Source organism: Streptomyces sp. NPDC057543, from assembly GCF_042801895.1.
GTDB lineage: Bacteria > Actinomycetota > Actinomycetes > Streptomycetales > Streptomycetaceae > Streptomyces.
This window is the reverse complement of sequence record NZ_JBHVFF010000276.1, coordinates 1-11,462: the sequence shown is the minus strand read 5'-3', so window position 1 is coordinate 11,462 and position 11,462 is coordinate 1. Positions and strand designations below refer to the sequence as shown.

At 68.5% G+C, this 11,462-nt stretch carries 11 protein-coding genes and 1 pseudogene; 2 read left to right on the top strand and 10 right to left on the bottom strand.

Annotated elements, in window-relative coordinates:
* Window positions 1-30: 30 nt before the first annotated feature.
* From ACFU8Q_RS33030 to uvrC, 9 genes are all read right to left on the bottom strand, one after another.
* On the bottom strand, window positions 31-366 hold the full coding sequence (locus tag ACFU8Q_RS33030; protein ID WP_072483070.1) for an RNA polymerase-binding protein RbpA: 336 nt from the start codon (window positions 364-366) through the stop codon (window positions 31-33).
* Window positions 367-475: 109 nt separating this feature from the next.
* A complete protein-coding gene (gene secG / locus ACFU8Q_RS33025; RefSeq protein WP_266736497.1) occupies window positions 476-712 on the bottom strand; it encodes a preprotein translocase subunit SecG in 237 nt (78 codons plus the stop codon).
* Window positions 713-826: 114 nt separating this feature from the next.
* Window positions 827-1,603: a triose-phosphate isomerase gene (gene tpiA, locus ACFU8Q_RS33020; RefSeq protein ID WP_384461243.1), complete on the bottom strand. Its 777-nt coding sequence runs from the start codon at window positions 1,601-1,603 to the stop codon at window positions 827-829.
* 6 nt (window positions 1,604-1,609) lie between these two features.
* Complete coding sequence (locus ACFU8Q_RS33015) at window positions 1,610-2,821, bottom strand: phosphoglycerate kinase (RefSeq protein WP_384461240.1); 1,212 nt, start codon at window positions 2,819-2,821, stop codon at window positions 1,610-1,612.
* A gap of 109 nt (window positions 2,822-2,930) precedes the next feature.
* Window positions 2,931-3,938, bottom strand: coding sequence for a type I glyceraldehyde-3-phosphate dehydrogenase (gene gap / locus ACFU8Q_RS33010; protein ID WP_384461237.1), 1,008 nt, complete (start codon window positions 3,936-3,938; stop codon window positions 2,931-2,933).
* Between the two features lie 258 nt (window positions 3,939-4,196).
* On the bottom strand, window positions 4,197-5,186 hold the full coding sequence (gene whiA, locus ACFU8Q_RS33005) for a DNA-binding protein WhiA (RefSeq protein WP_266745531.1): 990 nt from the start codon (window positions 5,184-5,186) through the stop codon (window positions 4,197-4,199).
* On the bottom strand, window positions 5,177-6,211 hold the full coding sequence (gene yvcK, locus ACFU8Q_RS33000) for a uridine diphosphate-N-acetylglucosamine-binding protein YvcK (RefSeq protein ID WP_384461234.1): 1,035 nt from the start codon (window positions 6,209-6,211) through the stop codon (window positions 5,177-5,179). The genes whiA and yvcK overlap by 10 nt, the downstream gene beginning before the upstream one ends.
* Window positions 6,208-7,197: an RNase adapter RapZ gene (rapZ, locus tag ACFU8Q_RS32995; RefSeq protein ID WP_384461231.1), complete on the bottom strand. Its 990-nt coding sequence runs from the start codon at window positions 7,195-7,197 to the stop codon at window positions 6,208-6,210. Before rapZ ends, yvcK begins: the two co-directional genes overlap by 4 nt.
* The gene (gene uvrC, locus ACFU8Q_RS32990) at window positions 7,194-9,278 is read right to left on the bottom strand and encodes an excinuclease ABC subunit UvrC (protein WP_384461228.1); all 2,085 of its coding nucleotides are present in this window, start codon (window positions 9,276-9,278) and stop codon (window positions 7,194-7,196) included. Before uvrC ends, rapZ begins: the two co-directional genes overlap by 4 nt.
* Window positions 9,279-9,464: 186 nt before the next feature.
* Here uvrC and ACFU8Q_RS32985 point away from each other — a divergent pair.
* Together ACFU8Q_RS32985 and ACFU8Q_RS32980 are read left to right on the top strand one after the other, a co-directional pair.
* Window positions 9,465-10,052, top strand: a pseudogene (locus tag ACFU8Q_RS32985) (small ribosomal subunit Rsm22 family protein); the annotation flags it as partial.
* Window positions 10,053-10,409: 357 nt separating this feature from the next.
* Window positions 10,410-10,631: a hypothetical protein gene (locus ACFU8Q_RS32980; protein WP_384461225.1), complete on the top strand. Its 222-nt coding sequence runs from the start codon at window positions 10,410-10,412 to the stop codon at window positions 10,629-10,631.
* Between the two features lie 24 nt (window positions 10,632-10,655).
* Here ACFU8Q_RS32980 and ACFU8Q_RS32975 read toward each other — a convergent pair.
* Window positions 10,656-11,462 (bottom strand): hypothetical protein (locus tag ACFU8Q_RS32975; protein WP_384461223.1); only part of this gene is annotated, 807 nt, incomplete at its 5' end.

Here is an 11,462-nt window from a genome sequence, read left to right as displayed (position 1 = left end):
CCTGTGAGGTGCCCGGCCGGTGAACAACAACTAGATTTCGCCCCGGAGTTTCGCCAGGGCCTCGGCGAGGATGGCCTCGCCGTCCGCGTCGCTGCGCCGCTCGCGTACGTACGCGAGGTGCGTCTTGTACGGCTCGGTGCGGGGCGGGTCCGGCGGGCTGTCCCGGTCCTGGCCGGCCGGGAAACCACAGCGCGGGCAGTCCCAGGTCTCCGGTACCTGCGCGTCACTGGCGAAGCTCGGCTGCGTCTCGTGCCCGTTCGAGCACCAGAAGGAGATGCGGAGGCGCGGTGCGGACTCGCCCCGCTCGGCCTCCCCCATCGGCCCCGCTCCGACCCGGCTTCCCCGGATCGCGTTGCCACTTGCCACGGTCGTAACTCCCTGCGTGATGGTGCTCGAAGATGCCCCAGTCTACGTAAGGCCCAACGCGCGTCCAGTGAAAGGAGTTACACCCTCACCGGGAATCGCGTACGACGGGTCAGTTGTCCAGCTTGATCAGCAGACCAAGCACAACAATGCACGCGAACCAGGCCAGACCGACGAAGACCGTGATCCGGTCGAGGTTGCGCTCGGCGACCGAGGAGCCGCCCACGGACGACTGCATGCCGCCACCGAACATGTCGGAGAGGCCGCCGCCCTTTCCCTTGTGCATCAGCACCAGCAGCATCAGCAGCAGGCTGAAGACGATCAGGGCGATCTCGAACGCCAAAATCACGGCTGGTCCCTACTTTCCGGAATTCTCTGGACTGCATGTGCGAACAGCGGAGGCCGGGAGGCTACACCCTCCTCGGCCCCCGCAAGGGTACGACGGATCCGCGCTACCGCATACTCACTGGTCGCGGAAGCGGACGATCTTGACGAACTCGTCGGCGTCCAGTGCGGCGCCGCCGATCAGCGCGCCGTCCACATCGGGCTTCGACATGATCTCGGCGACGTTCCCGGACTTCACGGAGCCGCCGTACTGGATACGGACCGCGTCGGCCAGATCCTGGGAGTACAGCTCGGCGAGTCGGCTGCGGATCGCCCCGCAGACCTCCTGGGCGTCGTCGGCGCCGCAGACCTTGCCGGTCCCGATCGCCCAGACCGGCTCGTACGCGATCACGATCGACTCGGCGAGCTCGGCGGGAACGTCCTTGAGTCCGCCGTCGACCTGCGCGAGCGTGTGCGTGACGTGGTTGCCCGCCTCGCGGACCTCCAGCTCCTCGCCGACGCAGAGGATCGGGGTCAGCCCGTGCTTGAAGGCGGCCTTCACCTTGGCGTTGCAGAGCTCGTCGGTCTCGCCGTGGTACTGGCGGCGCTCGCTGTGGCCGACGGCGACATAGGTGCACTTCAGCTTGGCGAGCATCGGGCCGGAGATCTCACCGGTGTACGCGCCGGAGTCGTGCGCCGAGATGTCCTGGGCGCCGTACTTGATCTTCAGCTTGTCGCCTTCGATCAGCGTCTGCACGGAGCGCAGATCGGTGAAGGGCGGCAGGACGGCGACCTCTACGGCGTCGTAGTCCTTGTCGGTCAACGCGAAGCCGAGCTTCTGGGTGTGTGCGATGGCCTCGAGGTGGTTGAGGTTCATCTTCCAGTTGCCCGCCATCAGCGGGGTACGGGTGGTCATGAAAGGTCAGTCCTCCAGTGCGGCGAGGCCGGGAAGCGTCTTGCCCTCGAGGTATTCGAGGCTGGCGCCGCCACCGGTCGAGATGTGTCCGAATGCGTTCTCGTCGAAGCCCAGGATGCGGACGGCAGCGGCGGAGTCGCCACCGCCGACCACGCTGAAGCCCGAGGAGTCTACGAGGGCCTGGGCGACGGCCCGGGTGCCCTCGGCGTAGTCGGGGTGCTCGAAGACGCCCATCGGGCCGTTCCAGAAGACGGTGACGGCATCGGCGAGCTTCGAGGCGTACAGCTTGTTGGTCTCGGGGCCGTTGTCCAGGCCCATGAAACCGGCGGGGATCGCGTCCGCGGGCACGGTGCGGTGCTCGGTCGGCGCCTTGGCCTTGAGGTCCGGGAACTGCTCGGAGACCACGACGTCGACGGGGAGCACGAACTCCACGCCCTTCGCCTTGGCGCGCTCGAGGTACTCCAGCACCGCCGGGATCTGGTCCTCCTGGAGGAGGGAGCTGCCGACCTCGTGGCCCTGGGCCTTGAGGAACGTGTACGCCATGCCGCCGCCGATGAGGATGCGGTCGGCGCGCTCCAGCAGGTGGTCGATCACGCCGAGCTTGTCGGAGACCTTCGAGCCGCCGAGCACGACGGCGTACGGGCGCTCGACGTTCTCGGTGAGCTTCTTCAGGACGCCGACCTCGGTGGCGATCAGGTCGCCGGCGGCGTGCGGGAGCCGGGCCGGGAGGTCGAACACCGAGGCGTGCTTGCGGTGTACGGCTCCGAAGCCGTCGCCCACGTACACATCGGCGAGTTCGGCGAGTTGGTCGGCGAACGCGCCGCGCTCGGCGTCGTCCTTCGACGTCTCACCGGGGTTGAAGCGGAGATTCTCGATGACGGCGACCTTGCCGTCGGTGAGCGCGGCGACCGTGGCGCGGGCGGACTCGCCCACGGTGTCGGTCGCGAACGCCACGTCCGCGCCGATGAGTTCACCGAGGCGGGCGGCGGCGGGTGCCAGGGAGAAGGCGGGGTCCGGGGCGCCCTTGGGGCGGCCCAGGTGCGAGGCGACGACGACCCGCGCACCGGCCGCGGCGAGCTTCTCCACGGTCGGCTGGACAGCGCGGATGCGGCCGTCGTCGGTGATGGTGGTGCCGCTCAGCGGCACGTTGAGGTCGGCGCGGACGAATACGCGCTTGCCGGTGACCCCTTCGGCGAGGAGTTCGTCGATCGTCTTCATCTTGCTGGACTCCTTGGGAGGACGAGAGGGCATGCAACGGGGCTCGAACGGCGCCGCGTTGCGCCTTTCGAGCCCCGTGCTCACTTCGAGGTGCCTGCCGATCCGACGGTCAGAGCTGGCTGCCGACGAACACGGTCAGGTCGACGAGGCGGTTGGAGTAGCCCCACTCGTTGTCGTACCAGCCGATGACCTTGACCTGCGTGCCCTCTGCCATGGTCAGCAGGGAGTCGAAGGTGCAGGAGGCCGGGTCCGAGACGATGTCCGACGACACGATCGGGTCCTGGGTGTAGGCCAGCTTGCCCTTGAGCGGGCCTTCCTCGGCGGCCTTCTGGAACGCGGCGTTGACCTCGTCGCGGGTCACCTCGCGCTCCAGCGTGATGACCAGGTCGGTGACCGAACCGGTCGGGACCGGGACGCGCATCGCCATGCCGTCGAGCTTGCCCTTGAGCTGCGGGAGCACCAGAGCGGTGGCCTTGGCGGCGCCCGTCGTGGTCGGGATGATGTTCTCCGCGGCGGCACGGGCGCGACGCAGGTCGGAGTGCGGGAAGTCCAGGATGCGCTGGTCGTTCGTGTACGCGTGAACCGTCGTCATGAGGCCCTTGACGATGCCGAAGTTCTCGTCGAGAACCTTGGCCATCGGCGCGACACAGTTGGTGGTGCAGGAGGCGTTGGAGATGACGTGGTGGTTCGCCGCGTCGTACTTGTCCTCGTTGACACCCATCACGATCGTGATGTCCTCGTTCTTGGCCGGGGCCGAGATGAGGACCTTCTTGGCGCCACCCGCGATGTGCTTCTCGGCGTCGGCCTTCTTGGTGAAGATGCCGGTCGACTCGATGACGATGTCGACGCCCAGCTCACCCCAGGGGATGTCGGCCGGGTTGCGCTCGGAGAGCACCTTGATGGTGTGCCCGTCGACGGTGATGCTGTCGGCGGTGTGACCGACCTCGGCCTTGAGACGGCCCAGGATCGTGTCGTACTTCAGAAGGTGTGCCGTGGTCGCGGTGTCACCCAGGTCGTTGACAGCCACGATCTCGATGTCCGCACCCTGCTCCAGCAGCGCGCGGAAGTAGTTACGACCGATGCGGCCAAAGCCGTTGATGCCTACGCGGATCGTCACGAACCGATCTCCTCGTTAGGTACGCGGGGTTGCCCCCGGCGAGTTGTATGAGATGTCCCCGACCGCCTCCGACCCTACCTCTCCGATGGCCTCGGAGTGACATCGAGCGGGGCCGTAAGAAGCGCCGAGGCCCGTACTCCGCGACAGAAGTACGGGCCTCCGGACACCCGGCCGTACACGCAGTGACGATTACGGAGAGTCAACACCCTCGGGAAGGTCATGCGTTCTGGATTCGGCCGATTTCACGGCTTTCGCGGGTCACCCCACCAGGCCGTCGGCGAGCTCCTCGCTGAGCGTGGATTCCGTACCCGGAATGCCCAGGTCCTGGGCCCGCTTGTCGGCCATCGCCAGCAGCCGGCGGATCCGGCCGGCGACCGCGTCCTTGGTCAGCGGCGGTTCGGCGAGCGCGCCCAGCTCCTCCAGGGATGCCTGCTTGTGCTCCATGCGCAGCCGCCCGGCGGCCGCGAGGTGCTCGGGCACCTCCTCGCCCAGGATCTCCAGCGCACGCCCCACCCGGGCGCCCGCGGCGACCGCGGCCCGCGCGGAACGGCGCAGGTTGGCGTCGTCGAAGTTGGCGAGCCGGTTGGCGGTGGCGCGGACCTCGCGTCGCATCCGCCGCTCCTCCCAGGCCAGCACCGACTCGTGGGCGCCGAGCCGGGTGAGCAGGGCGCCGATCGCGTCGCCGTCACGGACGACGACCCGGTCCACTCCGCGCACCTCGCGGGCCTTCGCCGCGATGGACAGCCTGCGGGCCGCGCCGACCAGCGCGAGCGCCGCCTCCGGGCCCGGGCAGGTCACCTCCAGCGAGGAGGAGCGGCCCGGCTCGGTGAGCGAGCCATGGGCCAGGAAGGCTCCGCGCCAGGCGGCCTCGGCATCGCAGGTGGCCCCCGAGACCACCTGCGGGGGCAGGCCGCGGATGGGCCGGCCGCGGCCGTCCACCAGTCCGGTCTGGCGGGCCAGCTGATCGCCGCCCGCCACCACCCGTACGACGTAGCGGGAGCCGCGCCGCAGCCCGCCGGGAGCCATCACGATCAGCTCCGAGCTGTGCCCGAAGATCTCCAGGATGTCCCGCTTCAGCCGGCGTGCCGCCATCGCGGTGTCCAGCTCCGCCTCGATCACAATCCGGCCGCTCACCAGGTGCAGCCCACCTGCGAACCGAAGAATCGCCGAGACTTCTGCCTTCCTGCAGCAGGTCCGGGTCACGGGAAGCCGAGAGATTTCGTCCTTCACCGCGGGCGTCATCGCCATGGGCCGATCCTTCCATGCATCCGAAAAATACGGTCGTACGCGGCGGCCAACAGCTCCGGATCGTGAATCGGAACGCCGTCGGGTGAGGCCACCGGCGCCAGCTCGACCGCGGCGCCGAGCCGCTTGGCGGCGTCGGCGAGGGACTCACGATCGGGCACGGCGGCTTCGTCGGCCAGCACCACGTCCATGGCGAGTTTAGGGGCGTGTCGTCCCAAAACCTCCAAATGACGCTGCGGGGAGAAGCCATCAGTTTCACCGGGTTGCGGTGCGAGGTTGAGCGAGAGGACCTTGCGGGCCTTGGTCTCGACGAGCGCGTCGAGCAGTTCCGGTACGAGCAGGTGCGGGATCACGGAGGAGAACCAGGACCCCGGGCCGAGCACCACCCAGTCGGCGTCCAGGACGGCGGCGACGGCCTCGGGAACGGCCGGCGGGTCGTGCGGGACGACATGGACGGACTGCACCTCGCCCGGGGTGAGCGCCACGGTGGCCTGGCCGCGGACCGTGTCCACCTCGTCGGGTCGGGCCGGGTCGTGTCCCCGTACGAGCGCCTGGAGCTCCAGTGGCACGGCTGACATGGGCAGCACCCGGCCGTGCGCCCCGAGGAGCTTGCCGACCAGGTCCAGGGCCTGGACATGGTCGCCGAGCTGCTCCCACAGGGCGACGATCAGCAGGTTGCCGACCGCGTGCTCGTGCAGATCGCCCTTGGACTGGAAGCGGTGCTGGATGACCTGGGCCCAGGTCTGGCCCCAGTCGTCGTCACCGCACAGGGCGGCGAGCGCCTTGCGGAGGTCGCCCGGCGGCAGGACGCCGAGCTCCTCGCGGAGCCGGCCGCTGGAGCCGCCGTCGTCGGCGACCGTGACCACGGCCGTGAGGTCGCCGGTGATCCGGCGGAGCGCCGCGAGCGACGCGGACAGGCCCCTGCCGCCGCCGAGGGCGACGACTTTGGGCTGTGCGCCGCGTTTACGGGCGGACAGCGCAGAGGTGGCTCTGCGCAGCCTCCGCAGGCGCAGATTACGACTGGTCACTCGCGCCCCATGTCCCGGTGGACGAGTACGGTCTCGATGCCTTCGGTCGCGAGCCGGGCCGCGAGCTTCTCGGACATGGCGACCGAGCGGTGCTTGCCGCCCGTGCAGCCGACGGCGATCGTCACGTAGCGCTTGCCCTCGCGGCGGTACCCGGCGGCGATGAGCTGGAGCAGTTCCGTGTACTGGTTGAGGAATTCCTTGGCGCCGGGTTGGTCGAAGACGTAGTCGGAGACCTCGGCGTTGAGCCCGGTGAACGGGCGCAGCTCAGGGACCCAGTGCGGGTTGGGCAGGAAGCGGCAGTCGACCACCAGGTCGGCGTCGACCGGCAGGCCGTACTTGAAGCCGAACGACATGACCGTGGCGCGCAGCTCCGGTTCCTCGTCGCCGGCGAACTGGGCATCCATCTTGGCGCGCAGTTCGTGCACGTTGAGGCTGGAGGTGTCGATCACCAGGTCGGCGTCGCCGCGCAGCTCGCGCAGCAGGTCGCGCTCGGCGGCGATGCCGTCGACGATCCGGCCGTCGCCCTGGAGGGGGTGCGGGCGGCGGACCGACTCGAAGCGGCGGACCAGGGCGTCGTCGGAGGACTCCAGGAAGACGATCCGCCGGGTGACGTGCTTGGCCTCCAGGTCGGCGAGGGAATCGCGGAGGTTGTCGAAGAAGCGGCGGCCGCGTACGTCGACGACGACGGCGATCCGGGCCACGTTGCCCTGTGAGCGGGCGCCGAGCTCGACCATGGTGGGGATCAGGGCGGGCGGCAGGTTGTCGACGACGAACCAGCCGAGGTCCTCCAGACACTTGGCCGCGGTGCTGCGGCCCGCGCCCGACATCCCCGAGATGATCACCAGCTCGGGGATGGCCGCGGCCCCGTCGCCCGCGTCGATCGTGGTGCCCGTACTCACGTGTCCTGCTCCGTCTGCTCGGTCGGTGCTGTCGTGCTCGACTTCGTGTTCGCGCCCGACTTCGTGTTCGTGTTCGTGCTCAGTCATGTCGTGCTGCCCCCGTCGTCTTCAATGATCTCTCCGGTCGCCGTGTTCACGGCGGGCGTGGCCGGGGCGGCCGAGGCCAGGGCGACAGCCACTGATTCCGCCGTTCTGCGGCCTATCCCCGGCACCTCGCAGATCTCGTCGATTGTCGCCTGCTTCAGCTTCTTCACGGAGCCGAAATGCTTGATCAACGCCTGTTTCCGGGTCTCGCCGAGGCCGGCGACGGCATCCAGGGGGCTGGAACGGATGCGCTTGGCCCGCTTGGCTCGTTGATACGTGATCGCGAAGCGGTGGGCCTCGTCGCGGACGCGCTGGAGGAGGTAGAGGCCTTCGCTGGAGCGGGGCAGGACGACGGGGTCGTCGTCATCGGGCAGCCAGACCTCTTCGAGGCGCTTGGCGAGGCCGCAGACGGCGATGTCGTCGATCCCGAGCTCGTCGAGGGCGCGCTTGGCCGCGGCGACCTGCGGCTGGCCGCCGTCGACCACGACGAGCTGCGGCGGATAGGCGAACCGCTTGGGACGACCGTCGTCCTCACGGGGCTCGGCGTCCGGATCGGGGGTGGTGTCCACCGGATCGGGGGTGGTGTCCGGGCCGACGGCCGGGTCGGCCGGGGCCGTCGAGGCGGTGTGCGGTGCCGGGACGGGGCCGCTCGGGGCGGGGGTCTCCTCCCACTCCCCCGTTCGTTCCTTCTCCTGGAGATACCGCTTGAAGCGGCGGCCGATCACCTCGTGCATCGACCGGACGTCGTCCTGGCCCTCGAAGCCCTTGATCTGGAAGCGGCGGTACTCGCTCTTGCGGGCGAGACCGTCCTCGAAGACGACCATGGACGCCACCACGTCGTCGCCCTGGAGATGGGAGATGTCGAAGCACTCGACGCGCAGCGGAGCCGTGTCGAGGCCGAGCGCCTCGGCGATCTCCTCCAGGGCCCGGGAGCGGGTCGTCAGATCGGAGGCGCGTTTGGTCTTGTGCAGCCCCAGGGCCTGCTGGGCGTTGCGCTGGACCGTCACCATCAGGTCCTTCTTGTCGCCGCGCTGCGGGATGCGCAGGCTGACCTGGGAGCCCCGGCGGTCGGCGAGCCACTGGGAGACCGCGTCGGGGTGCTCGGGAAGGGCCGGGACGAGGACCTCCTTGGGGACGGAGTCGCCCGTCTCCTCTCCGTACAGCTGTTGCAGGGCGTGCTCGACCAGGCCCGACGTGTCGACGTTCTCGACCTTGTCGGTGACCCAGCCGCGCTGGCCGCGCACCCGGCCGCCCCGCACATGGAAGATCTGGACGGCGGCTTCGAGCTCGTCCTCGGCGACCGCTATCAGGTCGGCGTCGGTGGCGTCGGCGAGGACGACGGCGCTCTTCTCCATGGCCCGCTTGAGGGCCTCCACGTCGTCACGGAGGCGGGCCGCCCGCTCGTACTCCATCTCTTCGGCCGCCGCCATCATGTCCTTCTCCAGGCGGCGGATGTACGTGCCGGTGCGGCCGGCCATGAAGTCGCAGAAGTCGACCGCCAGTTCGCGGTGTTCCTCGGGGGTGACCCGGCCGACGCAGGGGGCCGAGCACTTGCCGATGTAGCCGAGGAGACACGGGCGGCCGGTCCTGGCGGCGTTCTTGAAGACTCCGGCGGAGCACGTACGCACCGGAAAGACCCGGAGCATCAGGTCGACCGTCTCGCGGATCGCCCAGGCATGCCCGTACGGACCGAAGTAGCGCACGCCCTTCTTCTTGGCACCGCGCATGACCTGCACGCGCGGGAACTCCTCGTTGAGCGTGACCGCGAGGTACGGATAGCTCTTGTCGTCGCGGTACTTGACGTTGAACCGGGGGTCGAACTCCTTGATCCAGGAGTACTCCAGCTGGAGCGCCTCGACCTCGGTGGCGACGACGGTCCACTCGACGGAGGCGGCCGTGGTCACCATCGTGCGCGTACGGGGGTGGAGATTGGCCAGGTCCTGGAAGTAGTTGGCCAGTCGCTGGCGCAGGCTCTTCGCCTTCCCGACGTAGATCACCCGGCGGTGTTCGTCGCGGAATTTGTAGACCCCCGGGGAGTCGGGGATCTGTCCCGGCTTGGGGCGGTAGCTGGAGGGGTCTGCCATGTGTCCCACCCTACTTGCGGGCAGTGACAGTGCGGCCTGCCCGGCCGTGGTGCCGTGCTCCGGGGCGCGGGCCGGGGGAGCGCGCCCCGGGGCACGGGGGCAGCGGGTGCCCGTGGCGGCGGTGGTGCCGGTGGCCGGCCGGTGGCGGCGGCGGCGCGGCCCGTTCGACGTCACCGATGTACCGGCGAGCTCGCCGTTACCGACCGGGCCGCCCTGGTGGACGTCGCGACGTCCGCCGCCAGGCCGTGGTGATCGTAGAGACGGGCACCCCGGACGGTTACGCCCGGATCATCGAGGCCCGCGACCGGCTGATCACCGCCGGATTCCGGGTCGCGGCGCCCCGTCCGCACAGCGCCGCCTGCCCGATCGTGCCGGGCACGGACTGGTGCCACCTCTCGGCCCGGGTCAGCCGCTCCCCGCTGCACCGACAGGTCAAGGGCGGCTCCCTGCCGTACGAGGACGAGAACTTCCCTACGTCGCCGCCGCCCGTTTCCCGGTCTCCCCCGCCCCCTCCCGGGTGGTCCGGCGACCGTAGATCCGCAGATCCGCAGATCCGCAGATCCGCAGAGGCAGGGTGCTCCTCGCCCTGTGCGAGACCAAGGAGCGGCTGAGCCGGACGACGGTGACGAAGCAGCACGGCGACCTGTACAAGGCGCAAGGGGCGCCGGCTGGGGCGACGCCTGGCCGCCGCCGACCTGTGAGGCCGAGGTCGACCGGCGCCTGGAGCGTGTCGGCTGCGAGCTTCCCGCACCGCTCGGCCAAGCCGCGCGGTAGCCGCGGAGTCGTCCTGGTAATCCTGTGGCACTGGAAACCATGCTCTGAAACCTGCAATGATGATGGGCTTGTGATTTCTTCGCAAGACGTTGACTTGAACAGGTTCCTGGAAGCATGGCATGGCACGCCGGACCTTGAGCAGTCTCCAACCCCTTCGGATACCCTCTGGCTCCCTGCGGCACTTCAGGATTGGCGCAGCCTCGCGTCACGCTGGAGTAAGCACCTTTCACCAACCCTCTTCATTGAGTACCCATGGGTTGAGCAGGTTGAAAATGGTCGCGCCGTTTTCATGAGAGACCAGGGAGGATGGGAGCTCGCCTTCCTCCCAGAGGCCCCAACCTCTCTTTGGGAGTCCACATGACCCCCGGCTTCTACGTCCAGGACGGCCTGGCCGAGGGCGACGAGACCCCGGGCGCGGTCTCCTACGCGACGTTCTGGTCCAACTGCGACGAGATCATCAACCCGGACGACAGCGTCCCGCTCGCGGGCGCGACGAACGTCCTGGCGGGGTGCCTGGAACACAACGACTTCCTCGGCGACGACGCGGTGTCCCAAGGGGTACGGGACTTCGTGGGCTGAGCCGGCCGAGTCCGGGCACGCCCACTAAAACGGCGGCTCGTCAACTGATCCCCGTTTGTCGTGCGAATTGTGATCCTTCCCGCGCCCGTCGGACGGGAGTGGATCGGTAGGGGGTTCCATCAACATGCGCCCTTGCTCCCAAGACGCCAACGCCTCGGAGGCCAAACTTCTATGCCGTTCGCTGGAGCTTTGCGCTAGAACGTTCTCCAGCAAAGGAGTCAACCTCCTGCGGTGCATCGCCAATGCCGGGGACTCCAGAAATCGAACGGCCGCGACAAGAGCCGCCTCAACCACTCTCGGATCAGAGTCATCAAAGTAGGAGGCGACGCCCGGAAAAGCTTCCGGGTAAATACTCCTGATGTTCAGGAAATCGGGAAATGGCTCGGTCGGCGAATATTCCCCCCACTCTCGAATGCGCTGCTCCTGCTCAATGCTGACATCGAAGGCCACGTCGGCCAGCCATGAAAGGAGCTTGCCTCGGAGTGGGAATTTTTCCCCATCCCATGAAGGAGTGAGTGCGGCTCGACTTTCGTGGTCGCCCAAAAGTGCGGCGACATACCTGAAAGCCGGCGCGGTCGCAGAGTAGACGACTCCGTCGTTGAGGAGAGCGTCATACAGGTGGTTGAGTGAACTCGTTACTTTGGAAAAGTCACCCGACGCCAAGTCGCGCAGCTTGGTCGGAGTAACCGGGAAGGCCGACCCGTCGGCATTCTCGAGCTCAGCCCAGTCGGTGAGATCGATGATCGCGCATGGATTCAACTTATCGCCGTTCATTTCTATAAGGCCAGCATAGTGGCCTGCAGGAAAGCAGCCAAGGCGCGGCAACTGGGC